Here is a 23,270-nt window from a genome sequence, read left to right as displayed (position 1 = left end):
GGCACGCCGTGAGCGCGACGACCGCCGCCCCGGTGAGCACGAGCGTCCGACGTCACCGGACGTCGCTGCTCATCGGCGCGGGGGCGCTGCTCGCCGTGGTCGTGGCCGCCCTGCTCGGCAGCGGTGCCGGATCGGCCACGCCGTTCGACCCGGACAACGCCGGGGCCGACGGCGCCCGCGCGCTCGCCCGGGTGCTCGCCGACCAGGGCATCGACGTCGAGGTCGCCCGCAGCGCCGCCGAGCTCGAGCGGGTCCCGGTCGACGCCTCGACCACCGTCGTGGTCGTCAACCCCTTCGAGCTGGGTGAGAGCACGGCCGACCGGTTGCGCGAGCACGCCGCCGACGCCGCGACGCTGGTGGTCGTGGGCGCCGGTCCCGGCGTGGCCGACGAGTGGGGCTCGCTCGGCGGAGGCGCCCGGGTCTCGCTGACCCCGGGGCGCGAGGCCGACTGCGACGACCCGGTGTTCGCCGGGCTCGCGCTCGAGACCGACACCGCGACCGTCTACCCCGGCGACGGCTGCTTCGACGGACGCGAGGGGGCCGTCACCGCGCGACCGGACTCAGGACTGCTGCTCTTCGGCGCCGAGGAGGCGCTCACCAACGACCAGGTGCTGCGCGCCGACAACGCCGCGGTCGCGCTGCGGCTGCTGGGGCAGAGCCCGCGGCTGGTCTGGTACGTCCCCGACGCCGCCGACCGCCTCGGCGACGACCGGGCCAGCCTCGGCTCACTCCTGCCCCGCTGGGTCGTGCCGGGCCTCGTGCTCGCGTTCTTCGCGGCGCTCGCCCTCGCCCTGTGGCGCGGTCGCCGCTTCGGCCCGCTCGCGACCGAGCCGCTGCCGGTGGTCGTGCGCGCCGTCGAGACCACCCGCAGCCTGGGTCGTCTCTACCGTCGCTCCGGCGACCGGCAGCACGCCGCCCAGGCTCTGCGCCGGGCCTCCCGGGCCCGCTGCGCCGAGCGGCTCCGGATCGGGTCGGCGGCCTCACCCGAGACCGTCGTGCGCGAGGTCGCCCGCCGCACCGGCCACCCCCTGCCGGCCGTCCGGGCCCTGCTCGACCCGGCGGCCGACGTACCGTCCACCGACCACGACCTGATCGCCCTGGCCCACGACCTGGCCGAGCTCGAAGAAGAGGTGCGCACCCCGTGACCGAGAACCCCCACCACCCCGGTCCTGCCTCCGGCAGCCCCTCCGGCGGCCCCTCGGGCGACGCAGCCCGCGAGCGCCTCGCCGCCGTGCGCGCCGAGGTCGGCAAGGCCGTCGTCGGTCAGGACGCCGCCGTGTCGGGGCTCCTCGTCGCACTGCTGTGCGGTGGGCACGTGCTGATGGAGGGGGTGCCCGGCACGGCCAAGACCCTGCTCGTGCGCACCCTGGCCGCGGCGCTCGACGTCGGCACGCGACGCGTGCAGTTCACCCCCGACCTGATGCCCGGAGACATCACGGGCTCGATGGTGGTCGACGGGCGCGGTGCGGGCGAGCTGACGTTCCGCGAGGGCCCGGTCTTCACGCAGCTGCTGCTGGCCGACGAGATCAACCGGACACCGCCCAAGACCCAGTCCGCGCTGCTCGAGGCCATGGAGGAGGGCCAGGTCTCCGTCGACGGCGTCTCGCGGCCCGTGCCCTCGCCGTTCCTCGTGGCGGCGACGCAGAACCCCGTCGAGTTCGAGGGCACCTACCCCCTGCCCGAGGCGCAGCTCGACCGGTTCCTGCTCAAGGTGGTGCTGCCCGTGCCGGACCGCGCCGAGGAGCTCGAGATCCTGCGCCGCCACGCGACGGGCTTCGACCCCCGCGACGTCCGCGCGGCCGGGGTCGTCGCGGTCGCCGGCCCCGCCGACATCGCCGCCGGGCAGGACGCCGTGCGCCGCGTGCAGGTCTCGGACGAGGTGGTCGGCTACGTCGTCGACATCGCCCGCGCGACCCGGGAGTCGCCGTCGCTCTCGCTCGGCGTGAGCCCCCGGGGCACCACCGCGCTGCTGCGCACCGCGCGGGCCTGGGCGTGGCTCACCGGGCGCGACTTCGTCACCCCCGACGACGTCAAGGCGCTCGCCCACGCGACGCTCGCGCACCGGCTCGGGCTGCGCCCCGAGGCCGAGCTCGAGGGCGTGCAGGTCTCCGAGGTGCTCGCGGCCGCGCTGCACGCGGTGCCGGTGCCGCGCTGAGATGCGCCCGACCGGTCGGCTCCCCCTCCTGCTCCTGCTGGGGCTGGTGCCGGTCGTCGTGCGCCCCCAGGGCTCGACCGTCGCGCTGTGGCTGCTCGTCGTCGCCGTCGTGGCCGGGCTCGACCTGCTCCTGGCCCCCTCCCCCGCCGCCCTGACCGTCGTCCGCGCCCCGGTCGGGTCGGTGCGGCTCGGCGAGGAGGCGCGCTCCGAGCTCGCGGTCGACCACCGCACGGGCCGGCGGGTGCGCGGCCGGCTGCGCGACGCCTGGCAGCCCTCCGCCGGCTCCGAGGACGATCGGCACCGGCTCGACCTCGCGCCCGGGGCCCGCGCCCGGCTCTCGACCCCGCTGCGCCCGACCCGGCGCGGCGACCTGCGGGCGGCCGGGGTGAGCGTGCGCCTGCGCGGTCCGCTCGGGGTGCTCGAGCGCCAGCGCACCCTCGACGTGCCGGGCACGGTGCGCGCCCTGCCGTCGTTCGACTCCCGCCGCCACCTGCCCTCGCGGCTCGCGCGGCTGCGCGAGCTCGACGGGCGGGCCGCCGTACGCGTGCGGGGGCAGGGCACGGAGTTCGACTCGCTGCGCGAGTACGTCCGCGGCGACGACGTGCGCTCCATCGACTGGCGGGCCAGTGCGCGCAACCGCACCGTCGTGGTGCGCACCTGGCGCCCCGAGCGCGACCGGCGCGTCGTGCTGGTCCTCGACACCTCGCGCACCTCGGCCGGCCGGGTCGACGACGTCCCGCGCCTCGACTCGGCCATGGACGCGGCCCTGCTGCTGGCCGCCCTCGCCGCGCGGGCCGGCGACCGCGTCGACCTGGTGGTCGGCGACCGCCGGGTCCGCGCGCGCCTGCGCTCCTCCGGGGCGCGCGACGTCACGGCCCGGATGCTCGACCTGCTCGCGGACGTCGAGCCGGTCATCGCCGAGGCCGACTGGACCACGCTGGCCGGCGCTGTCGGTCAGCTCGGTCGCCAGCGGGCCCTCGTCGTGCTGCTCACCCCGCTCGAGCCGTCGGCGGTCGAGCAGGGGCTGCTGCCGGTGCTGCCCACGCTCACCCGGCACCACCGCGTGGTCGTGGCGTCCGTGCGGGACCCCGAGCTCGCCCGCCTGGCCGCGGCCCGCACCACCATCGACGAGGTCTACGACGCCGCCGCAGCCGAGCAGGCGATGGTGCGCCGTCGCCACACCGCCGAGCTCCTGCGCGCCCTCGGCGTCGACGTCGTCGACGCCGACGCCGAACGCCTCCCCCCGGCCCTCGCGGACCACTACCTGTCGCTCAAGGCGCGCGGGCTGCTCTGAGGTGCGCGGCGGGAGTTCCACCTCCTCGGCGGTGAAACTGGCGAAGCGCGAGCGCACGGAACGTCGCGGACTACCGGGTCGGCGGTGGGGCGAGGCCGACGTCGCGCAGCTCGAGGACGGCGAGGCGGCGTACGACGTCGGGGTCGCGGGCGCGCCAGGCGCCGGCCGGGTCGGGCGAGATGCGGGCGAGCACGTGCAGGGGCTGGTGGGTCATGGCGCGCAGCGCGAAGAGATCCAGGTCGGCACCGGAGTCGACGAGCGCCTGGCCCGCCGTGGCGCGGCGCACGAAGCGGATGCGGGGCGGGAGGTAGACGGCGAGCGCGATGACGACCGGCACCAGCACGACAGCCAGCGCCAGCCAGAAGGCGAGCGTCTCGACGGCCTCGACCTGGTTGCGACCGGCCGCGGCGAGCTGGTCGGCCGAGCTGCCGGCCCCCTCGAAGGGCCGCTCGACGTCGTCGCCGACGTAGGGGATGCCCCCCACCGTCGAGCCGGCGTCGCGCAGCCGGTCGGCGAGCGAGGTGCCGGCCGACTCCAGGCGCCGTCCCGGAGCCGCGAGCCCCATGACCGCCTCGTGCACGACGCGGCCGAGCCAGACGCACACCACCACCCAGAGCACGAGCGCGAGGTCGCCGGCGACCTGCAGCACCCGGCGCGGGACGGGGTCGGCGTAGAGCTTCACCGGCGGGCGGTACCCGCGGTCGGTGTCGACGCCTAGGAGAGTGCTGATCGATGGGGGTGGATGTCAGCGTCGTCGCGGTGCGTGCACGGGCGGTGCCGACGAGGGAGCCGTGCCGGAGGCACGGCGACTGAGGAGAAGCCGCTCGGGTGCGTGCTGGGGCGGGGCTGACGCCGCCCCTTGCCATCGATCAGCACTCTCCTAGGGTTGGCCCAGTGGACGCACCCGTGCCCGGCACCGCGCTGACGATCGGGGACGTCGCGCGCCGCACCGGTGTCCCCCAGGCGACCCTGCGGGTGTGGGAGCAGCGCTACGGCTTCCCGGTCCCGCTGCGCCTCGAGAGCGGTCACCGCCGCTACACCGTCGCCGACGTCGACACCGTGCTCGACGTGCTGCGCCGCCGCGACGCCGGCACCCGGCTGGACGCGGCGGTCGAGCAGGCCGTGCGCCAGGCGGGCGAGGGACCCCAGGTCGACGTGCAGTCGGCGTTCGCCGGGCTGCGGCGGCGCCACCCGCACCTCGCCGTACGACGGCTGCGCAAGTCGACGCTGTCCGCGCTGTCGTGGGCCTTCGAGGACGAGTTCGGGGCCCGCGCCGAGAAGGCCTACCTCTTCGGAGGCTTCCAGCGCCAAGAGTTCCTCACGACCGCGCTCCCCCGCTGGACCGAGCTCTCGCGGGTCGCGCAGGCGGCCTACGTCTTCGCCGAAGGTGCCGAACCGAGCGCGGGCGGCCCGGTCGCGGTGCGCCTGGGTGAGGACACCCCGATGCTGCGCGAGTGGGTCGTGGTGTGCGACGCGCCCGGCTTCGCGGTGGCGCTGGTCGCCTGGGAGCTGCCGGGCCAGGTCGGGGTGCCCGACCGGGCCCGCACCTTCGAGGTCATCTGGACCCTGGAGCCGCCGGCGGTGCGCGACTGCGCCCGGGTCTGTGCCCAGGTCGCGCTCGAGGCGGGCGCTCCGGGCGCCGTCGCCGTGCAACGGGCGATGGCGGCCGAGGCCCCGGCGCAGCCCTCCGACGACGCGGCGTCCGCGGCACTCTTCGGCCGGGCCGTCGCCTACCTCGACCGGGTCACCGCCGGGCCCGCGACCGTCCTCTGAGCCGGTCCGAGTGTCGAGAACTCGACGTGTTGTTGAACACGGGGTTCGACAACACGTCCAGGTATGCCTAGGCTCTTGGTGTGCGTACGGCGCCCCCGCGGCAACGCGGGCCGGCAGCCGAGCACGTTGCGTCCACCGCCGTGACCTTCGGGGGTAGCGTTGCGGCGGTGGACGCCCTCACCTCACGGTGACGCGGTCGCCGCCCCCAGCGGCGCCACACCGACCGGCGGCACCGAGTCGAGCGGCGGCTGGTCGTAGGCCGGGGCTGCTGCGTTCGCAGGGGCCTTCGCGCAGGTGCCGGAGCGCTGCGCGCGCTGCTGCAGGGGGAAGACGTTCCACAGCGGCGTCGTGCCGTTGAACCACGGGCACACGACCTCACGGTCGCGGCCCATCCCGCTCTCCCCGCGCGGCGAGACGGTCAGGGGCCGGCCGACCTGGTCGAAGAGCTGGATGCCCGTGACGGGCTGACCCGAGTCGTCGTAGGCGTAGATGTTGCTGACGACCCGGCCCTCGGCGACCAGGGCCTTGCGATCGGCCGTCGCCGGCACGGCGACGGCGTAGGCGTGGCCCGATCCCGTGGCGTCGCCGTTGAAGGTGAAGGGCGCGAGGACCGCCACGGCGTTCAGCACGACGAGCACGGCACGCGCCAGGAACGGGCGGTCCGGCCCGGAGCCCGGCCACAGCCGCCCCTGTCCGATCAGCACGCTCATGACCACGGCGACGACCAGCAGCAGTGGGCCGACGAGGGAGGCCCCGAGCGTGGGCCACAGGGTGACGTACTCCCAGGGACCCACCAGCTGGTCGAGCAGGGTGACCGCGATCCAGGCGCGCAGGACCCACCAGGCGGGCCGGGCCGCGGACACGACCGACCAGCCGGTGCGGGTGAAGACGGTGTCGCTCTCGACCCAGGCGAGGAACTGCGTGCGCAGGGTGTCGAGATCCGCCGTCAGCTGCGCGACGCGACTGCGGTGACCGACCGCCGACGGCAGACCGGCAGCAGCGCGCAGCTCGGCGGCGTACGCCGCGGGGTCGGGTAGCGGCTCGCCCGAGGCGTGCTGCTCGGCGAGGTCGGCCTCGAGCCCCTCGGTGAGCTCGTCGCGGGCGTCGACGTCGAGATCGACGAGGTGCGAGCGCACCTGCGCGACGAAGGCGCTCACCTCGGGGCGGTGCAGGATCTCGGTGCTGGTCGTGCTGACCGGGTCGCTCACGGGCGGGCTCCTGTCTCGAGCAGGGCCGTCACCGTGTCGGCGAACGTGCCCCAGTCCTTGGTCTGGGTCTCCAGCTGGGCGCGCCCGGCCGGGGTGATGCCGTAGTACTTGCGGTGGGGGCCCTCCTCGGAGGGCACGACGTACGACGTCAGCGCGCCGGCGGCGTACAACCGCCGGAGCGTGCCGTAGACCGAGGCGTCGCCCACCTCGGTGAGCCCGCCGGCGCGGAGCCGGCGCAGCACGTCGTAGCCGTAGCCGTCCTCGGCGCCGACGACCGCGAGCACGGCGGCGTCGAGCACCCCTCTGAGCAGCTGGGTGGTGTCCACGCACCGCACACTACTGTGCGGTGCGGAGTACTGCGTGCAGCGCGCCAGCGTGTCGCCCGTACGACGGCGTGTCCCGGCTCAGGCCCGGCTGGCCACCCGGTCCTCGAGGTAGCGCGCGTCCACGTCACCGGTGACGCCGCGGGCGTGGGCCTGGCGTCCGAGGACGAAGACGTAGGCCAGGAAGGCGAGCTCGGCGACGATGCCGATGCCGACCCGTGCCCAGGTCGGGAGTCCCGAGGGCGTCACGAACCCCTCGATGACGCCGCTCACGGCCAGCACGGCGACGAGTCCCATCGCGACGGTCGCAGCGGTGCGGCCCTCGCGGGCGATCGACTGGGCACGGGTGAGACCACCGGGCTCGATCCACGACCAGAACAGCCGCAGCCCGATCCCGCCGGCCACGAAGACGGCGGTGAGCTCGAGCAGGCCGTGCGGCAGGATCAGTCCCCAGAACCGCTGGCCCGCGTCGTGCCTGTGCATGATCGAGCCGATGATCGCCAGGTTGGCGATGTTCTGGAAGAGCAGCCAGATCACCGGCAGCCCCAGGATGCCCAGCGCGATGCAGAGCGCGGCCACCCAGGCGTTGTTGACCCACACCTGCGTCGCGAAGTGGCTCGCGGCGTACTCCGAGTAGTAGCCCTCGAAGTCCTGGTCCACCAGCTGCTGCACCTCCGCGGGCGTCAGCAGGCTCTGCTCGACGTCGGGGTGGTCGAGCAGCCACAGCATCATCACCGCGGTGACGACGACGTTGCCCGCCAGGCAGCCGAGCCACCACCAGCGCAGCCGGTAGAGCGCCGCCGGGAACCGCTCGGTGAAGAACCCCGTGAACCCCCGCCACGACCCGGTCCGGGTGCCGACGGCCTTGGTGCGCGCCTTGGCGAGCAGCGAGGAGAGGTAGGCGACGAGGGCCGGGTCCGGCGCCGAGGTGCGTACGACGGACAGGTGGGTCGCGACGAGCTGGTAGAGGTCGACGAGCTCGTCGCTCTCCGCGCCGCTCAGGCGGCGGGTGTGGACCAGCGTCTCGAGCCGCTGCCACGTGTGCACGTGGGTCAGCACGTAGGCGTCGAGGTCCACGCGGCCAGCCTAAAGTGGTGGCCACCATGAGTGCCCACGAGTTCGCGACGCTCACCAGCGACGACCTCGTGACCGGTGAGGCGGTGGCGCTGGACCTGCCGCCGGCCGGCCTCGGCTCGCGCATCGTCTCGGGCGTCATCGACCTGGTGGCCACGCTGACCCTGCTCGTGGTCGTGGTCTTCGTCTTCCTGGTGGCCGTGCTGCAGACCGACGCGGCGCTCGTCCGGGCGGCGTTCATCGCGACCCTCGTCGTCGTGCTGCTCCTCGTGCCGGCGACGCTGGAGACGCTGACGTCGGGCCGCTCGCTCGGCAAGCTGGTCTGCGGCCTGCGGACGGTGCGCGACGACGCCGGCCCGATCACCTTCCAGCACGCGCTGGTGCGCGCCCTGATCGGGGTCGTGGAGATCTACGCGTTCAGCGGGGCGCCGGTGTTCTTCTCCGCGCTGCTGAGCTCGCGCGGCAAGCGGCTCGGCGACTACGCCGCCGGCACCTACGTCGTGCGCGACCGGGTGCGGCTGCGCCTCGCCCACCCCACCCCCATGCCGCCGGAGCTCGCGGGCTGGGCGCGCGTCGCCGACATGACCGCCCTGCCGACCGGCCTGGCGCTGGCCGTGCGCCAGTTCCTCGGACGGGCCGCCGGCCTCGACGCCGCCTCGCGCGCGGACGTCGGCGCCCGGCTCGCCGCGCAGGTGAGCGCCCACGTCGCTCCCCCGCCACCGCCCGGCACGGGCCCCGAGGCGTTCCTCGCCGCCGTCGTCGCGAGCCGCCGCGAGCGCGACCTGGCCCGGCTCGGGCGCGAGGAGTCGCTGCGCGCGCGGCTCACGCGGCGGTGAACGCGAGCGTCGAGCCCGCGGACGTCCCCGGCGCGTGGGTGGTGCGCCGAGACGGCATGGACCAGTCCTGCGTCGACCTCGACGACCCGACCGCCCTGCACTTCGACTACGTGCGCCGGATCGGCTCGCTGCTCGACGCCGCCGCCCCGGCGGGCGAGGCCCTGCGCGTGCTGCACGTCGGCGGCGCCGGCCTCACGCTGCCGCGCTTCGTCGCGGCGACCCGACCGGGCTCGCGCCAGGTCGTCCTCGAGCCCGACGAGGAGCTCACGGCGCTGGTGCGCGAGCGGCTGCCGCTGCCGAGGCGCAGCGGCATCAGCGTGCGCCCGGTCGACGGTCGCACCGGGCTGGGCGAGGTGCGCAACGGGTGGGCGCAGGCGGTGGTCGTCGACGCCTTCGACGGCGCCGAGGTGCCGACGGACCTGGTCGACGCCGGCGCCTGGCAGGAGTACGCCCGGGTGCTCGAGCCGGGCGGGCTGCTGGCCGTCAACCTGCGCGACCGCGCGCCGTTCCCCCGGGTCCGCGCCGCCGTCGCCGGAGCGCTGGCGGCGTGGGACGACGTCGACCGGCTCGCCGCCGGTCTCGAGACCGCGACCCGGCGCGGACGCCGCGAGGGCAACGTGCTGCTCGTCGCCGGCGGGCGCCCGGCCCCCGCCGCTGACGCGGGCTACAGCTGGTGGCGCGGTCCGCAGGTGCTCAGCGTCTTCGGCGGCGGCTCGACCGGCTGAGGCCCCGCGCGTAGCGTCGGGGCATGTCCCCCACGGCCGCCGCGATCGTGGTCGTGCTGGCGCTGGCCTGCGCCGCGGCCTGGGGGCTCGGGGCGCTGCTCGGCAAGCGCGGCGAGCGCGCCCGCGACTGGGTCTCGATGCGCACCCGGCACCGGCGGCCCACCGCCCCCGCCGAGGCCCGGCCGTTCGAGGACGTCGTGGCCGAGGTGCGTCGGCTCGGGACGCGGTTCCACGCCCTCGGCCCGCACGCGTCGTACGCCAAGGTCGAGGCCGTGAGGGCGGCGTACGACCGGGCGCTGGCGCAGTGCTGCGCGACGCTCGGCATCACCCATCTGCTGGGCGTGCTGCCCCCGGGCGCGCCGCTCGACGCGGAGCGGCGCCGGGTGGAGGCGCTGCTGGGCGAGGCCGGCGTGCGCCTGCCCTTCGCGGCGTGAACTGCCGGCTCAGCTCCGGGTGTAGGCCAGGTCGGTGATGGCCCGCCCGGCCTCGACGCCCTTGCGCTCGAACCGGGTCACGGGCCGCTCGTCCCAGCGCGGCACCACGCCGCCCTCGAGGGCGGGCTCGGCGTCGAGCACGGTCTGCATCTGCTCGGCGTAGTCGGCCCAGTCGGTGGCCAGGCGCCACGTGGCGCCCGGCGCGAGTCGGCTGGCCGCCAGCGCGGCGAACGCCGGGTCGACGATGCGCCGCTTGTGGTGACGGGTCTTGGGCCACGGGTCGGGGAAGAAGGTCCACAGCCCGGCCAGCGAGTCCGGCGCGACCAGGTGCTCGAGCGACCAGACCGCGTCGACCGAGACGAAGCGGACGTTGTCGGCCCCCGCCTCGGCGACCCGCCACAGCGAGTCCGCGACACCCGGTCGCCACACCTCGAAGGCCAGCACGTCGTGGTCGGGCCGAGAGGCGGCCAGCGCCGCCGTCGCCTCCCCCACGCCCGAGCCGATCTCGACGATCAGCGGCGCCTCGCGCCCGAACCACCGCGCCAGCGAGAAGTCGGGCCGGTCGACCGCCTCGTCGGGGATCACCCAGTCGGCCTGGTGCGCGGCCCACGCCGCGGCCTGGGTCGGGGTGAACCGGCTCCCGCGGCGCGAGTAGCTCAGCACCTCGCGCATCCGCCGCCCGTCGGGGGTGAGCTTGAGGTGCGGTCGGGCCGGGGCGGTGCGCTCGTTCATCGCTCCCGATTGTCACCGAGACGTCGGGGCCCCGGGCAATCCGCACTCCTCGTCGAGCTCCCCGGACAGCGCGTCCGACAGCGCGGCGAGACCCCGCGAGGTGTGGCTCTTGACGGTGCCTGTCGAGATGCCGAGCTCGGAGGCGGTCTCCTCGACCGACAACCCCAGCCAGTGCCGCAGCACCACCGTGCGGCGCTGCATCGCCGGGAGGCGGCGTACGGCGGCCAGCAGGTCGAGTCGCTCCCCGCGGGACAGCCCGAGCGGGGCCGGCAGCGCCGCCAGCTCCTCCTCCTCGACCCGGGCACGGCGGCGGTGCCAGGGCCGGCGCCGGTCGTCGAGATCGGCGTTGACGATGACCCGGCGCGCGAAGGCCTCCTCGCGGCCCTGCTCGCGGATCCTCGGCCAGGCGAGGTAGAGCTTGACCAGAGCCTCCTGGAGCACGTCCTCGGCCCGGCTGTCGTCGGCGCACACGGCGTAGGCGATCCGGCGCAGCCGGTCCTGGGAGGCCGCGACGAACTCGACGTAGGACTCCTCGTCGCGCTTCACGGGGTCCCCCGGCCGGACTCGACCCAGGTGACGAAGCCGGCGAGGTCCGTGACACCAGCCGACTCGGGGTCCCAGGCCTCGTAGAACGCGCCGCCCACCCGCTCGCCGCTGGCCAGCACGAACCAGGTCCGGCCGTCGAGGCGCACCTCGGCGACGCTCTGGCGCACGTACTCGGCGTCGTACCCGGCGTCGGCGAGCCGCTGCGCCACCATCTCGACCCCTGGGCCGGGGACGAGATCGGTGGAGCGGTCGTCGGCGAACTGCGTGAGCCGATCGGCGAAGCCAGGCTCGCCGTGCGTCTTCTCGGCCTTGTCCTCGACCCAGACGTCGAAGTCGACGGTCCAGCGTCCCGGTTCGTCGAGAGTGCCACTGCCGTCGACCGCGAGGAACGACCAGACGAGAGCGTCAGGTCCCCCGAGGGCACCGTCGGCTGTGGTGTAGCCGCGCACCTCGAGGCCGTACGAATGCACGACCCCGTCGGCACGCTCGACCACGCCGCGGACCACGGTCACCTCCGGCGCGATCCAGAGCGCACCGTCGGGGGCGAGGGCAGCCGGGCCGTGGTTGCCGTACTCCTCGGCCCACGACGGGATGGTCGAGGAGGTGACGGTCCGCACCCCTTCGAGCCCGGGGACCGACGTCGGCACCAGGAACAGCGTCCGTCCCTCCGCGGCACCCGGCTCGACCGCCACCCGACCGCCGTCGGCGACGGTCGTCGGACGGACGGTCACGAGCCCGGCCCCGACCACGACCGCGGCCACCGCGACGAGAGCTCCGGCACGGACGCGCCTGCGACGGCGTACGGCGGCCCGCCCGGCGCCGAGGTAGTGCTCGGCGGGGACGGCAGGCAGGCCCGCGAGCCGCTCGTCGAGCGCGGGGCCGAGATCAGGTGGGGTCGTCATGGTCCGAAGACGAGGCTCGGGCCACCGGCGTTGTCACGGCAACCCGACGTCGTCACTCGACAGGCGGGCCGTGGCATGAGAGGCCTCTCACCGCGACCTCACGGTGGCCTCACGGTGGGCGGCCAGAGTCGTCCTCGTCGGGCACGGACCCGGCGCTCCACTCCCACTCGGAACACCACTCACAGGAGGCACCACCATGGCCCGTTCCTCGCTCCTCTCCGCTCTCGAGCCCGCCCGCTCCCTCGGTCGCGGCCGCCGCACCCGGACCCGCACCGGCGGCGGGAAGGGCCGCGGCGGTCGCGGGGGCCGTGGTGGCCGCGGCACCGGCACGCAGACGCGCACCCGCACCCACGGCTGATCGTGGCCCGACCGATCGACACCCAGGAGGCGGGCCGCCCGGCCCGCCTCCTGGCGTCACTGCTCTCACCCCTGCTGGCCTCGCTGCGACCGCCGGCCGACCCCGCTCCCCTGGTCGAGGCGGCCAAGCCGATGACCGTGGTCGACGTGGTGCGCCGCTACTGGCCCGACCTGCGCCCGCTGCGCTGGTGGCTCGTCGCGCTCGTCGCGCTGCTCGCCGCGACGCCGGTGGTCTCGGTGCTCGAGGTGGTGCTGTTCCAGCGGCTGGTGGACGACGTGCTGGTGCCGGCCGACCTGGCCCCGCTCGTGTGGATCGGTCTGCTGTACGTCGGGCTCAACCTGCTCAGCGCCGTTCTCTCCGGGCTCGACGACCTGCTCTCGACGTGGGTGTCCCAGCGGTTCCTGGTGCGGCTGCGCACCCAGGTCTTCGCCCACGTGCTCGACCACCCCGGCCACGTCCACGACCGCACCCGCCTCGGCGACACCATGTCGCGGCTCACCTCCGACACCGCAGCGGTCGAGTCGTTCATGATCGGCCAGTCCGCCACCGGGGCCGGCGCGCTGCTGCGCCTCGGCGTCTACGCCACCGCCCTGTTCTGGCTGCAGTGGCAGCTCGCGCTGGTGGCGATGGTCGTCGCGCCGATGCTGTGGTGGATCGCTCGGCACTTCTCGCGACTGGTCAAGGACGTCTCGCGCGAGCGCCGTCGGCGCGCGGGCTCGCTGAGTGCCGTGACCGAGGAGCGCCTCTCCAACGCGGCGCTCGTGCAGACCTGCAACCGGCAGTCCGACGCCGTGCGCGACTACCACCAGCAGAACCTCGCCATCGCCGCCGCCGAGCTCGTCGGCGCCCGGATCCGCGCGGTCTTCCTGCCGCTCGCCGACCTCGCCGAGCTGGTCGGCACCCTGGCCGTCATCGCCGGCGGCACCTGGGCGCTGGCCACCGACCGCCTCACGCTCGGCGGCCTCATGGCCTTCCTGGCGCTGATGGTGCAGTGCTACTCACCCCTGCGCACGCTCGGCAACCTGATCCCCGCCCTGCACTCCGCCACCGCCGGCGTCGAGCGGATCACCGAGCTCCTCGACGAGGAGCTGCCCCGCGACGCCTCCGGGGCCCGGGACCTCACCCTGGTCCGGGGCTCGGTCGAGCTCGACGGGGTGCGCGTGCGCTACCCCGGCGCCGCCCGCGACGCCCTCGTCGGCACGAGCCTCTCGATCGCCGCGGGCGAGCTCGTCGCCCTCGTCGGCCCGAGCGGTGCCGGCAAGTCCACGATCGCCCGGCTGCTGACCCGCCACGTCGAGCCGTACGCCGGCGCCGTGCGCCTCGACGGCCACGACCTGCGCGACCTCACCGCCCACTCCGTGCGCGAGGCCGTCACCCTCGTCCCCCAGGAGATCGCCCTCATGGACGCCACCGTCGCCGAGAACATCGCCTTCGCCCGGCCCGGCGCCTCCCGCCTCGCCGTCGAGGAGGCCGCCCGGCAGGCCGACGCCGACGCCTTCGTGCGCGCCCTGCCCGCGGCGTACGACACCCGGGTGGGGCAGCGCGGCCGCACGCTCTCGGGCGGTCAGCGCCAGCGCATCGCCCTGGCCCGCGCGCTGTTGCGCGACGCACCGGTGCTGTTCCTCGACGAGCCGACGAGCGGCCTGGACGCCGAGACCTCGCGGCGCCTGCTCGCCACGCTCGCGCGGCACCGCGGCGGACGCACCGTCGTCATCGCCACCCACGACCCTGTGGTCCTCGAGCACGTCGACCGCGTCGTGCGGCTCGAGAGCGACCCCCGGCCCGAGCCTCTGCTGGCCGAGACCCAGCCGCTGCGGACGGCGGCGGTCCGGTGAGCCAGCTCGGTGCCGAGGTTGCGCCCGGCTTCCACGTCGTGTCGCTGCTGGCGCACGGCTCGCGCGTCGACACCTACGACGTGGTCGACCTGGCCCGCGACTGCCGCGCGGTGCTCAAGGTCGTCCGCCCCGACCGCGCGCACGAGGAGCGGGTCGTCGACGCCCTGCGCGTCGAGGGCACGCTGCTGACGACGCTGAGCCACCCGCACCTGGTCCGCGGCTACGACCTGCTCGAGGAGCCGCGCCCCGCGGTGGTGCTCGAGACCGTGCCCGGCTCGACCCTGGCGGCGCTCGTCGACGACGGCGCAATGTCGTCGCGCGACACCGCGCTGGTCGGGCGCCAGCTCGCCTCCGTGCTGGGCTACCTCCACCGCCACGGCTGGCTGCACCTCGACGTCAAGCCCGAGAACGTCGTGGTGCAGGAGGGTCGGGTCGTGCTCATCGACCTCGGCGTCGCGAGCCGCCCCGGTCGGCTCGAGCGGGCCGTCGGCACCGAGGGCTACGCCGCACCCGAGCAGGCGGCCGGCGGCACGGTCGGCCCGGCCGCCGACGTCCGGGGGCTCGGAGCCACGCTGTGGGAGTGCCTGACCCGCGAGGCGCCCGGTGACGCACCCGACCTCGACGTCCTGCGCGGACGGGGACCCCTGGGCGACCTGGTGGCCGACTGCCTGCGACCCGACCCCTCGCTGCGGCCCTCGGTGCGGGAGGTCGCCGGCCGTCTGGACGCGGTGCTTGCTGCGCCCGACCGCCTCAGGGGCTGGTGGTCGTCCCGACGGCGATGGCGAAGATGAAGATGCCGACGAAGAACAGCACGACGAGCCCGAGCAGCACCGAGGCGATGATCCCGAGGATCCGCCCGATGTTGGCCGTCGAGCGACCACCCCAGCGACCGCCGCTGGCGTCGATCTCGCGGACGACCCGGTTGCCCATGATCCAGGCGAACGGTCCGGCGAGCCCGCAGACCACCAGGCTGACGATGCCGAGGACGAGCACGGTCGTCGCCTGCGGGTGGTCCACCGGCGCGTAGCCGCCGTAGCCGTAGCCCGGCTGCGCCGGCGGTCCGCCGTACGGCGGCTGCGCGCCGTAGGGGTTCTGCGGCTGCTGGGGCTGCTGAGGCTGGTCGCCGTACGGCGGCGGAGTCTCGGTCACGGGCGTCATCCTGCCAGGGGCGAGGTCGCGCGCGGACCGCTATCTTGCGGCTGTGATCGATCGCGACCGTCTCGCGCGGCTGCGCGCGAGCGAGGAGGACAGGTTCGTCGAGCAGCACCCGCGCTCGGCCGCACTGGCGGCCCGGGCGAGGGGCGGGCTCCTCGCCGGGGTGCCCATGCCGTGGATGACGCGGTGGCCCGGCGCCTTCCCGGTGTCGGTGGCCTCGGCGAGCGGCGGGCGCCTGGTCGACGTCGACGGCCACGAGTTCGTCGACCTGTGCCTGGGCGACACCGGCGCCATGACCGGGCACGCGCTGCCGGCCGTCACCACCGCGGTCGCCGAGCGCATCGCCGCGGGCGCGACCGCGATGCTGCCGAGCGAGGACGCCGCCTGGGTCGGCGAGGAGCTCACCCGGCGCTTCGGCCTGCCCGCCTGGCAGCTCGCGATCTCCGCGACCGACGCCAACCGCTTCGTGCTGCGCTTCGCCCGCCACCTCACCGGGCGACCCCGGGTCGCGGTGATGGACTGGTGCTACCACGGCACCGTCGACGAGTCGCTCGCCGTGCTCGACGCCGACGGCCGCGTCGTGCCCCGGCCGGGCGCCCTCGGTCCTCAGGTGGACGTCGCCGAGACCACCGCGGTCGTGCCCTTCAACGACCTCGACGCACTCGAGCGGCGACTCGCCGAGGGCGACGTCGCCTGCCTGCTCATGGAGCCCGCGCTCACCAACATCGGCATCGTGCTGCCCGAGCCGGGCTACCTCGACGGCGTCCGCGAGGTCACCCGACGCCACGGTGTGCTGCTCGTCGTCGACGAGACCCACACCATGTGCGCCGGACCCGGCGGCGCCACGGCGGCGTGGGGGCTCGAGCCGGACCTGCTCGTGGTCGGCAAGGCCATCGGCGGCGGCATCCCCTGCGCGGCGTACGGCGTCTCGGTGGAGATCGCGGAGCGGCTGAACGGGCCGATGCTCGGTCACGAGATCGACGTCGCCGGGGTCGGCGGCACCCTCACCGGCAGCGCGCTCGCGCTCACCGCGATCCGGTCGACCCTGACCCACGCGCTGCGTCCCGAGGACTTCGAGGTCGCGGTCCCGCTCGCCGAGCGGTTCGCCGACGGGGTGGCGGAGGTCATCGCCGAGCACGGCCTGCCCTGGCACGTGCAGCGCCTCGGCTGCCGGGCGGAGTACTGGTTCTGCCCGCCGCCGCGCGACGGCGCCGCCGCGGCGGCCGCGGTCGACGAGGACCTCGAGGGGCTGCTGCACCTGTGGTGCCTCAACCGCGGCGTGCTGCTGACGCCGTTCCACAACATGGCGCTGCTCTGCCCCGCCCACACCGAGGCCGACGTCGACCGCCACACCGAGGTCTTCGCGGAGGCGGTCGCCGCTCTCACCTGAGTCGCCCGGTCGCGACGAGACCCCCGCCGGCCGGAGCCGACGGGGGTCTCGTCATCAGGTCAGCGCGTCAGGTCAGCGCATCACCTCAGCGGACCCGCACCACCACCCGCTCGCGGACGGCGCTCAGCACCTCCCGCGACGAGCCCCGAGGAGCGAAGCCGACGAGCAGCGAGCGCTTCCCCTTCGCCATCGCGGGGAGGCGCAGCACCAGCCGTCCGGCGTCGTCGGCGCGCAGCCGCACGACCCGCAGCCGCCCGGCGTACTCCACCTTCACCACGCCGGTGACCACGTCGACCGCCGGGCTCGTGAACCGCAGCCGCAGCCGCGGCGCCCGACCGGCCTTCGCCGCTCCGACCCGGACCGCGACCCGGGGCTCGGCCCGGCGGACCGGGCCCACGACCGACGAGCTCGCCTGACCGGGGGCCGCTCCGGCGCTCGTCGCGGTGACCGCGACGGACAGGCCGTGCCCGATGTCGGCCGCACCCAAGGTGTACGACGACCCCGTGGCTCCGGCGACGGGCTGCCCGTCGCGCAGCCACTGCAGCGTCGTGCTGATGCCCGCGGCCGACCCCGCGACCGACCAGGTGCCGGCCGTCGCGGTCAGCACCTCGCCGACCACCGGCCGGCCCGACACCGCCGGGGCGGCGGTGGCGACCGGCGCACCCGGCTGCTGAGGCGTGCTCGGGGTCGCGGGCGTCGTGCCGCTCGCGAGACCGACGACCCCGCCGAGGCGGTCGACGGCGCCGACCGGGTCACCGGACCAGAGCAGGTGCTCGGCGTCGGCGATCGCGGCCTGGGCCGAGGCCCCGCCTCCCCCGCCGGCGACCGTCGCCTGGGCCACGTCGCGGGCCAGCGAGGCGACCACGGCCGCCTGCGGCAGCACCGCGTCGTCGCGACCGGTCAGCGTGCCGGCCAGGCTGCGGACCAGCGGCCAGGCCTGCGCCGGGTCGCTGATCGCGCCCTGGCCCGACCACACCGGTGCCTGCAGCAGGGCCGAGGCGGCCGTGGCCGAGGCCCCGGTCAACTGTCCGGCCAGCGTGCTGAGCCGCTGGCGCGGGACGTCGGTGCGCAGTCCCCAGCCGTAGGCGTAGGCCGGCGCGTAGGTCGCGTCGCCGACGTTGATCGGCACCTGGTCGGCCGAGGCCGGCCAGGTCACCGGCAGCGCGCCGGTGAACGGCGTGTCGCCGAACAGCACGTCGGCCACGCCCTCGCCCTCGCTGCCGGGCAGGAACGACGCCACGACGGCGTCGGCCTGCGCAGCCGCTCCGGTGAGGACCTGCGGGCGCCCGGAGACCACCAGCACCGTGCACTCCATCGCACCGCACACGGTGTCGATGGCCTGACGGTCGGCCGCCGACAGCGACAGCGACTTGCCGTTGCTGCCCACGTCGCCCTGGCCCTCGGCGTACGGCGTCTCGCCGACCACGACGAGGCCGGCGTCGAAGCCCGCGGTCGCCGCGCTGGCGGTCTTGGAGTACTCCACGTCCAGGCCCGGCTGGGCCGCCTCGATGCCCTCGAGGATGGTCGTGCCCTTCGTCATGCCCTTGCCGGAGCTGCCCTGCCACGAGATCGTCCAGCCGCCCATCTGGTTGCCCAGGTCGTCGGCGTTGGACCCGGCGACGTAGAGCCTGCCGGTCTTCGCGAGCGGCAGCGCACCGTCGTTGCGCAGCAGCACCTGCGACTCGGCCGCGGCCTTCCGCGCGACGGCGCGGTGGGCCGCGCCGCCGAACTCGGCGCGCTGGGAGTCGTCGGTGAACGGCTCCTCGAAGAGACCGAGGTCGAACTTCTCGGTCAGGATGCGCGAGACCGCGTCGTCGATGCGGGCCTGCGTGACGGTGCCCGCGCCGACCCCGGCGGTCATGGCGGCGATGAAGGCGTCGAAGTTGAACGGCGCCATCGCCATGTCCATGCCGGAGTTGACCGAGCGGACCGCCTTGTCGGCGTACACCGAGCCGGGCAGCTTGTCGATGCCCTCCCAGTCGCTGATGAGGAAGCCCTGGTACTTCATCCGGTCCTTCAGCAGGCCGGTGTTGAGCTCGGTGTTCTCGTGCATGCGCACCACCGGCCCACCGGCGACCGAGACACCGGAGTACGACGGCATGATCGAGCCCGCTCCGGCCTCGATGGCCGGCTCGTAGGGCTCGACGTAGAGGCGCTCGAACTCCGCCAGAGACGACACGCGGGTGACGCCCTGGTCGATCGGGTAGTTGCCGACCTTGGTCTCGTCGTAGGTCGTGCCGCCGTCACCGGCCCAGTGCTTGGCCGAGGCCAGCACCTCGTCGGCGGCGGTGATGTCGCTCGGGTCCTCGCCCTGCAGGCCGACGACGGTCGAGCGGGCGAAGGCCCGCACCAGGGCGGGGTCCTCCCCCATCGACTCGTAGCTGCGACCCCAGCGCTCGTCGCGGCTGACGCACAGGCACGGCGAGAAGGCCCAGTTGACGCCGGTCGTGCGCGTCTCCGAGGCGGTGGCCCGCGCGACCTGCTCCACCAGCGCCGGGTCGCGCGTGGCGCCCAGACCGGTGTTGTGCGGGAAGATCACGGCGTCCTTGACGTTGCTGTGCCCGTGCACCGCGTCGGCGCCGTACAGCAGCGGCACCTGGAGGCGCGTCGACAGCGCCTGGCGCTGGAACCCGTCGACCATCGCGGCCCACGCCGCCGGCGTGTTGCCGGCCGGCGTCGAGCCACCGCCCGAGAGCACCGAGCCGAGGCCCAGCGTCGCGATCTGGTCGGGGCTCTTGAGCCCGAGCCGCTCGGCCTGCGCCATCTGGCCGGCCTTCTCGGCCAGGCTCATCCGACCGAGCAGGTCCTGGACCCGCTGAGCGGTCGGCAGGGAGGCGTCGAGGTACGGCAGCCCGTGGGCGTTGACGACGACGCGGGTGCGCGTGGACGGCAGGGTGACGCCGGAGCCGGTCAGCTCCAGCGGGATCTCCAGGGCCTCGGAGGCGGGCGTGCCCGCCGTCGTCTGCACGGTCACCGAGCGGGTCGCGCCCGACTCCGTGCCGGCCGGGAAGGTCAGCGTGCCGCTGCCGGCGGTGTAGTCGACGCCGGCCTTGGCCGTGCCGGCCCCGGTGGCCCAGGTGAGGGTCACCGGCTGGGCGATCGGGTCGCCGCTGGTGGTCCGCAACGTGTAGTCGACGGTGGCGGAGTCGCCGGCGTCGACGAGGGTGACGTCCTGGGTGGGGGCGACGGAGACCGCACCGCCCACCGTGGGCGTGCCGTACAGCTCGACCTGGTCGACCGCCCAGCCGACCGGGGTGGGCGTGCCGGGGGCGAAGGTGAAGGCGAAGCCCCACGCGGAGGTCAGGTCGAACGTGCCGTTCTTCGTCTCGGCGTCACCGGGCTGGTAGCCGCTCGGGGTGAACGCCGAGAACGGCAGCTCGACCAGCTTCCACCGGCTGGTGGAGGAGCCCCAGTTGTCCTTGAACGACGCGCGCCACAGTTCGGAGTGCTCGCCGTCGGGGCCGCCGTCCTTGATCTCGACCGGGATGTCGGCTCCGGCGGTGGGTGAGGCGGGGTTGCTGGCCTGGGAGGCGTACCACCAGAAGCGGATGCCGCGGAAGCTGCTCCAGTCCTGGGAGTTCGGCAGGTTGTCGCTGAAGCCGCCGTAGCTGTCGCCCTCGATCTGGTAGGTCCCACTCAGGACGCCGTTGGCGGGGTCGCCCGCGCGCTCGAGGTCGCTCTGGCCCAGGGTGATGGTGTTGCCGGCGGCCGGGCCCTTCCAGGTGAAGTAGTTCACCGGGTCGGTGGTCGAGATGGTCACCGGGGTCTCGTAGTCGTCGATGACGACGGCCCGCTCGTAGACCGACACGTCGTCGAAGCTCCACGTGCCGGCCCCGAGACCGGTGAGGGTCACCGCGAAGCCCGTGGCCGCCGACGGCGTGAAGCGCGCGCTGCTGGTCGGGTCGGCCTTGTCGCGCAGGTCGGCGAAGAGGACCTTGATGCGGCGCCAGCCGGTCGTGTCGTCGGTGACGTCGCGGGCGAACATCTTGCCGTCGCTCTTGAGCTCGAAGCTCAGCTGCTTGCCGGTGCCCTGGCCCTCGAACCAGAAGCTGAAGCCGTCGGCGTCGCTCCAGTCGGCGGCGGTGTCGTTGCTGAAGCCGAACCAGTCGTTGGCACCGGGGGCGCCGCCGACGGTCGCGGTCAAGACGTGATTGCCCGCTGCCGCCCCGGGGACGGTGTCGTCGACGGCGGTGGCCAGCACCGGCTTGACGGTGTCGTTGGCCCCCCAGGCGAAGAAGCCGGCCGGGACGCCGTTCTCGAAGTCGTGGACCGGCGTCGAGGCCCCCGACTCGGGGAGCTCGCCGGTCGGCGTGATGGTCACCGTGGTGGTCGGCCGACCGCCCAGCGCGATGCCCGCGCTCGGATCGCTCAGCGTCAGGTCGACCGTGCGCCGGGGCGCGAGCGCACCGCGGCTCTTGGTCGCGACCTCGACGACCTCCTCGGTGTCACCGGGGGCGAAGGTGACGGTCTGGTCGACCGCGGTGTAGTCGTCACCCGCGCTCGCCGTACCCCCGCCGGTGGTGACGCGGACGGTCTGCTCGGTGGTGGCCGGGTTGGACAGCCGCACCGGGACGCTGGCGGTCTGGCCCGCCCCGACGCTCACGGGTGCGGCCAGCGCGACGCGCGGCGTCGTGAAGGCGCCCTGCACGGCGAGGGTGTAGAGCGAGTAGCCGTAGTAGTGCAGCCGCGACTGGTCCCAGGTGGCCGCCGACCGCTGCTTCATGGCGATGCGCACGTAGCGCGCGGTGGTCCCGGCCGGCAGGGGGACCACGTCTGTCTCGCCGTCACCGGTGGTGGTGCTGTACGCCGTGGTCCAGCTCGCCGGGTCGGCCGGGTCGGTGGTCGCGACCTGCACGTCGTACGCCGTGGCGTAGGACGCCTCCCACGCCAGCTCGACCGAGGAGACGTCCGCGACGGCACCCAGGTCGGAGGTGAGGTCGGCGGTGAAGACCGCCGCGGCGTCGTCGGGGCCGTTGCCGCTCGCCCACCGGGTCTTGATGTTGCCGTCGATGGCGTTCTCGGCCGGGAACCGGCCGTCCTTGTCGTCCTGGAACGCCGAGGCGGTGGCCGTGCCCTGCTGGGCGAGGTCGGGTGCGGCGGCGGAGGCCGGTGCGGATGGCAGCGTCGCGACGAGCGCGGCCGCGGTGGCGAGGGCCAGCGACGATGCTGTCGCCCTCCGCCGGGTCAGTGGTGTCATCTGGAGGGGTCTTCTTTCGCCGAGAGGGTGCTGTGCGTCAGCCGAGTGACGGCCGTCACGGCGCGATCCAAGCACGACCGCAGGAATGAGGACCACACCTGTCGGAAGGGAGTTCCGTGTGACACCTTTCTGCCTGTGACCGCAGGAAATCGCCCCCGTGGGGCCGGGCGCCGCCAGGTCCTCGCGGTGCTCGGCGACCACGGGGCGCAGACCCGGCTCGAGCTCGCGGGGCGCACCGGGCTCTCAGCCTCGGCGGTCTCGGCGGCGTGCAGCGACCTCCTCCTGGCGGGGCTGGTACGCGACGAACCCGACGAGTCCGTCGGCACGCGGCGGGGCCGGGGTCGGCCGGCGTACCGCGTGAGCCTGGTGCCGCCCTCGGGGCCGCTGCTCGGGGTCGACATCGGCAACACCCACGTCCGGGTCGCCGTGGGCGACGTGACCGGCCGGGTCCTGGCCGAGGGGGCCGTCGCGCTCGACGACGCCGCGCACCCCGAGACGGCCCTCGACCGTGCGGGGAGCCTGACGAGTCGCGTGGTGGCCGAGGCCGGCCACGACCTCGACGACCTGCGCCTGGCGGTGCTGGGTGTGCCCGCTCCCCTGACCGAGCAGGGCCACGCGGTGGCGGCCAACAACATCCTCCCGCTGTGGGTGGGTCGACGGCCCGGCGAGGAGCTCGGGGAGCGGCTCGGAGTGGAGGTGCTCATGGACAACGACGCCAACCTCGGCGCGCTCGGCGAGCAGCGCACCGGCGCCGGGGCGGACCGCCCGGACGGCTCGCTCGTCTACCTCAAGCTGGCGACCGGCATCGGGGCCGGCCTGGTGCTGGGCGGGCGACTGTTCCGCGGTGACGGGGGCACCGCGGGCGAGCTCGGCCACGTCCAGGTGGACCCGGCGGGCGTGCTCTGCCGGTGCGGCTCCCGCGGCTGCCTGGAGACGGTGGTCTCGCTGCCGCACCTGCTGCACGCCGTCGGCGCCGTGACCGACGGCCCCCTCGACGCGGACGGGCTCGGCGCGCTCGTCGCGGACGGGCACTCCGGGGCGATCCGGGTGGTGGCCGACGCGGGGCGCACGGTCGGGCAGGTCCTGGCCAGCCTGGTCACGGTCCTCAACCCCGGCCTGCTCGTGGTGGGCGGCCACGTCCGACCGCTCACCGAGCTGCTCGCCGAGCACGTGCGCGCGGCGGTCGGCTGGTGGGCCCAGCCCGCCGCGGCCGCCCGGGTGGAGGTCCGGGCCAGCGCCCTCGGCGCGCGCGCCGAGGTGATGGGTGCCCTGGCCCTGGCGGGCGAGGAGATGACGGCTCGCCACCGGGCCGAGCTCACCGCGATGTGACCCG

21 protein-coding genes are annotated in these 23,270 nt (G+C 75.1%); 12 read left to right on the top strand and 9 right to left on the bottom strand.

Going from position 1 to position 23,270, the window contains the following annotated elements:
* The first annotated feature begins 8 nt into the window (after nucleotides 1–8).
* From GRQ65_RS22820 to GRQ65_RS13005, 3 genes are read left to right on the top strand one after another with little or no spacing between them, the layout of a single operon-like run.
* Complete coding sequence (locus tag GRQ65_RS22820) at nucleotides 9–1,145, top strand: DUF4350 domain-containing protein (protein WP_160878403.1); 1,137 nt, start codon at nucleotides 9–11, stop codon at nucleotides 1,143–1,145.
* Nucleotides 1,142–2,155, top strand: a complete 1,014-nt coding sequence (locus tag GRQ65_RS24050; protein ID WP_160878402.1) for an AAA family ATPase — start codon at nucleotides 1,142–1,144, stop codon at nucleotides 2,153–2,155. The genes GRQ65_RS22820 and GRQ65_RS24050 overlap by 4 nt, the downstream gene beginning before the upstream one ends.
* A 1-nt stretch (nucleotide 2,156) precedes the next feature.
* The gene (locus GRQ65_RS13005) at nucleotides 2,157–3,449 is read left to right on the top strand and encodes a DUF58 domain-containing protein (RefSeq protein ID WP_160878401.1); all 1,293 of its coding nucleotides are present in this window, start codon (nucleotides 2,157–2,159) and stop codon (nucleotides 3,447–3,449) included.
* Between the two features lie 70 nt (nucleotides 3,450–3,519).
* Here GRQ65_RS13005 and GRQ65_RS13000 read toward each other — a convergent pair whose 3' ends face one another.
* Nucleotides 3,520–4,131 (bottom strand): hypothetical protein, encoded by a 612-nt coding sequence (locus GRQ65_RS13000; RefSeq protein ID WP_160878400.1) that lies wholly within the window; start codon nucleotides 4,129–4,131, stop codon nucleotides 3,520–3,522.
* 212 nt (nucleotides 4,132–4,343) lie between these two features.
* Here GRQ65_RS13000 and GRQ65_RS12995 point away from each other — a divergent pair, with 212 nt between their 5' ends.
* Complete coding sequence (locus GRQ65_RS12995) at nucleotides 4,344–5,222, top strand: DICT sensory domain-containing protein (RefSeq protein WP_160878399.1); 879 nt, start codon at nucleotides 4,344–4,346, stop codon at nucleotides 5,220–5,222.
* Nucleotides 5,223–5,404: 182 nt separating this feature from the next.
* Here the strand turns inward: GRQ65_RS12995 and GRQ65_RS12990 are convergent, their stop codons facing one another.
* From GRQ65_RS12990 to GRQ65_RS12980, 3 genes are all read right to left on the bottom strand, one after another.
* Complete coding sequence (locus tag GRQ65_RS12990; protein ID WP_160878398.1) at nucleotides 5,405–6,430, bottom strand: hypothetical protein; 1,026 nt, start codon at nucleotides 6,428–6,430, stop codon at nucleotides 5,405–5,407.
* Entirely contained in the window at nucleotides 6,427–6,756 is a 330-nt protein-coding gene (locus GRQ65_RS12985) for a PadR family transcriptional regulator (RefSeq protein ID WP_337191699.1), read from the bottom strand. Before GRQ65_RS12985 ends, GRQ65_RS12990 begins: the two co-directional genes overlap by 4 nt.
* Before the next feature lie 78 nt (nucleotides 6,757–6,834).
* Entirely contained in the window at nucleotides 6,835–7,830 is a 996-nt protein-coding gene (locus tag GRQ65_RS12980) for a stage II sporulation protein M (protein ID WP_160878396.1), read from the bottom strand.
* A 26-nt stretch (nucleotides 7,831–7,856) separates the two neighbouring features.
* Between GRQ65_RS12980 and GRQ65_RS12975 the strand changes: the two genes are divergently transcribed.
* The 3 genes from GRQ65_RS12975 to GRQ65_RS12965 are packed head-to-tail and all read left to right on the top strand — an operon-like array spanning nucleotide 7,857 to nucleotide 9,822.
* Complete coding sequence (locus GRQ65_RS12975; protein ID WP_160878486.1) at nucleotides 7,857–8,663, top strand: RDD family protein; 807 nt, start codon at nucleotides 7,857–7,859, stop codon at nucleotides 8,661–8,663.
* Nucleotides 8,660–9,388, top strand: coding sequence for a fused MFS/spermidine synthase (locus tag GRQ65_RS12970; protein ID WP_160878395.1), 729 nt, complete (start codon nucleotides 8,660–8,662; stop codon nucleotides 9,386–9,388). The genes GRQ65_RS12975 and GRQ65_RS12970 overlap by 4 nt, the downstream gene beginning before the upstream one ends.
* A 23-nt stretch (nucleotides 9,389–9,411) precedes the next feature.
* Nucleotides 9,412–9,822 carry a hypothetical protein gene (locus tag GRQ65_RS12965; RefSeq protein WP_160878394.1) on the top strand — a complete coding sequence of 137 codons (411 nt, stop codon included), beginning with the start codon at nucleotides 9,412–9,414 and terminating at the stop codon, nucleotides 9,820–9,822.
* A 9-nt stretch (nucleotides 9,823–9,831) separates the two neighbouring features.
* Here the strand turns inward: GRQ65_RS12965 and trmB are convergent, their stop codons facing one another.
* The 3 genes from trmB to GRQ65_RS12950 are packed head-to-tail and all read right to left on the bottom strand — an operon-like array spanning nucleotide 9,832 to nucleotide 12,002.
* Entirely contained in the window at nucleotides 9,832–10,554 is a 723-nt protein-coding gene (gene trmB, locus GRQ65_RS12960) for a tRNA (guanosine(46)-N7)-methyltransferase TrmB (protein ID WP_160878393.1), read from the bottom strand.
* 12 nt (nucleotides 10,555–10,566) lie between these two features.
* The gene (locus tag GRQ65_RS12955; RefSeq protein WP_160878392.1) at nucleotides 10,567–11,100 is read right to left on the bottom strand and encodes a SigE family RNA polymerase sigma factor; all 534 of its coding nucleotides are present in this window, start codon (nucleotides 11,098–11,100) and stop codon (nucleotides 10,567–10,569) included.
* Entirely contained in the window at nucleotides 11,097–12,002 is a 906-nt protein-coding gene (locus GRQ65_RS12950; protein ID WP_160878391.1) for a hypothetical protein, read from the bottom strand. The genes GRQ65_RS12955 and GRQ65_RS12950 overlap by 4 nt, the downstream gene beginning before the upstream one ends.
* 196 nt (nucleotides 12,003–12,198) lie before the next feature.
* On the opposite strand from GRQ65_RS12950, the gene GRQ65_RS12945 reads away from it, so the two are divergent.
* The 3 genes from GRQ65_RS12945 to GRQ65_RS12935 are packed head-to-tail and all read left to right on the top strand — an operon-like array spanning nucleotide 12,199 to nucleotide 14,986.
* Nucleotides 12,199–12,360: a hypothetical protein gene (locus tag GRQ65_RS12945; RefSeq protein ID WP_160878390.1), complete on the top strand. Its 162-nt coding sequence runs from the start codon at nucleotides 12,199–12,201 to the stop codon at nucleotides 12,358–12,360.
* Between the two features lie 2 nt (nucleotides 12,361–12,362).
* Complete coding sequence (locus GRQ65_RS12940; RefSeq protein WP_160878389.1) at nucleotides 12,363–14,195, top strand: ABC transporter transmembrane domain-containing protein; 1,833 nt, start codon at nucleotides 12,363–12,365, stop codon at nucleotides 14,193–14,195.
* Nucleotides 14,192–14,986, top strand: coding sequence for a protein kinase domain-containing protein (locus GRQ65_RS12935; protein WP_160878388.1), 795 nt, complete (start codon nucleotides 14,192–14,194; stop codon nucleotides 14,984–14,986). The genes GRQ65_RS12940 and GRQ65_RS12935 overlap by 4 nt, the downstream gene beginning before the upstream one ends.
* Here GRQ65_RS12935 and GRQ65_RS12930 read toward each other — a convergent pair.
* Nucleotides 14,946–15,344 (bottom strand): hypothetical protein, encoded by a 399-nt coding sequence (locus GRQ65_RS12930; RefSeq protein ID WP_202388034.1) that lies wholly within the window; start codon nucleotides 15,342–15,344, stop codon nucleotides 14,946–14,948. The two genes, GRQ65_RS12935 and GRQ65_RS12930, sit on opposite strands and share 41 nt — an antisense overlap.
* Nucleotides 15,345–15,396: 52 nt before the next feature.
* Between GRQ65_RS12930 and GRQ65_RS12925 the strand changes: the two genes are divergently transcribed.
* Nucleotides 15,397–16,740 (top strand): transaminase, encoded by a 1,344-nt coding sequence (locus tag GRQ65_RS12925; RefSeq protein WP_160878387.1) that lies wholly within the window; start codon nucleotides 15,397–15,399, stop codon nucleotides 16,738–16,740.
* An 85-nt stretch (nucleotides 16,741–16,825) separates the two neighbouring features.
* Here the strand turns inward: GRQ65_RS12925 and GRQ65_RS12920 are convergent, their stop codons facing one another.
* Entirely contained in the window at nucleotides 16,826–21,937 is a 5,112-nt protein-coding gene (locus GRQ65_RS12920; RefSeq protein ID WP_160878386.1) for a glycoside hydrolase family 3 N-terminal domain-containing protein, read from the bottom strand.
* 135 nt (nucleotides 21,938–22,072) lie between these two features.
* Between GRQ65_RS12920 and GRQ65_RS12915 the strand changes: the two genes are divergently transcribed.
* Nucleotides 22,073–23,266, top strand: coding sequence for an ROK family protein (locus GRQ65_RS12915; RefSeq protein ID WP_160878385.1), 1,194 nt, complete (start codon nucleotides 22,073–22,075; stop codon nucleotides 23,264–23,266).
* Nucleotides 23,267–23,270: the final 4 nt, after the last annotated feature.

Source organism: Nocardioides flavescens (assembly GCF_009823805.1).
Taxonomy (GTDB): Bacteria; Actinomycetota; Actinomycetes; order Propionibacteriales; family Nocardioidaceae; genus Nocardioides; species Nocardioides flavescens.
The sequence above is the reverse complement of the archived record's forward strand: the minus strand, read 5'-3'. Positions and strand labels throughout refer to the sequence as shown.

Bases quoted from the DNA above. Each gene is read 5' to 3' on its own strand.
- GRQ65_RS13005 (WP_160878401.1), top strand. From the start codon at position 2,157: ATGCGCCCGACCGGTCGGCTCCCCCTCCTGCTCCTGCTGGGGCTGGTG.
- GRQ65_RS12975 (WP_160878486.1), top strand. From the start codon at position 7,857: ATGAGTGCCCACGAGTTCGCGACGCTCACCAGCGACGACCTCGTGACC.
- GRQ65_RS12965 (WP_160878394.1), top strand. From the start codon at position 9,412: ATGTCCCCCACGGCCGCCGCGATCGTGGTCGTGCTGGCGCTGGCCTGC.
- trmB (WP_160878393.1), bottom strand. From the start codon at position 10,554: ATGAACGAGCGCACCGCCCCGGCCCGACCGCACCTCAAGCTCACCCCC.
- GRQ65_RS12950 (WP_160878391.1), bottom strand. From the start codon at position 12,002: ATGACGACCCCACCTGATCTCGGCCCCGCGCTCGACGAGCGGCTCGCG.
- GRQ65_RS12945 (WP_160878390.1), top strand. From the start codon at position 12,199: ATGGCCCGTTCCTCGCTCCTCTCCGCTCTCGAGCCCGCCCGCTCCCTC.
- GRQ65_RS12920 (WP_160878386.1), bottom strand. From the start codon at position 21,937: ATGACACCACTGACCCGGCGGAGGGCGACAGCATCGTCGCTGGCCCTC.